This window comes from Blastomonas sp. UPD001, assembly GCF_003426715.1.
Lineage (GTDB): Bacteria > Pseudomonadota > Alphaproteobacteria > Sphingomonadales > Sphingomonadaceae > Blastomonas.
In genome coordinates this window covers 1-541 of the sequence record NZ_QKVT01000160.1, presented here as the reverse complement: position 1 = coordinate 541, position 541 = coordinate 1, and the positions used below count along the sequence as shown (strand labels likewise).

Sequence of the window (541 nt, the reverse complement as noted above, 5' to 3'; positions counted from 1 at the left end):
AACACCGCAGCCCCCGCCAGCGTGCCCAAAATGCCGCCGACGACCAGCACTCCGCCCATCTGGTAATCGACGCCGTTGCGGCGGCTGTGCGCGATGACGCCCGACACGCTGGAACCGGTCACCTGGGTCGATGCCGAGGCCGCCGCGACGGTCGGCGGAATGCCGTAAAAGATCAGCAGCGGCGTGGTCAGGAACCCGCCTCCAACCCCGAACATGCCCGACAGAATGCCGACAAGCCCACCCAGCCCGATGATGACGAGCGCGTTGACCGAAAGATTCGCGATGGGAAGATAGACATCCATGGGTGACAAAACGCTAGCCGCTTTGGTCCATCAGCAGAAGGGGCAAGCGACCGGCTGGACCTGCTTTGCCTCAAAAACCCGCGGATAAGGTGAACGCCGCACCCGAACTCGGCCGCGCGGCACCATCGATTCGCTGTCGCCAGTCGAGCGCCAGCGCCAGCGAGCCGTTTTCGACCGGCACCGTCAGCGCGGCGCGCGGGCCGATATCGACCCGGTGCACCCAGGGCTTGCCGCCTTGC

General features: G+C 66.0%; 1 protein-coding gene. It reads right to left on the bottom strand.

Annotated features, from left to right (window positions below; all coding sequences use genetic code 11):
- Positions 1–302: sulfite exporter TauE/SafE family protein (locus DM995_RS20065; protein WP_157973412.1), on the bottom strand; the 302-nt coding region annotated here is incomplete at its 3' end.
- Between the last annotated feature and the right edge of the window lie 239 nt (positions 303–541).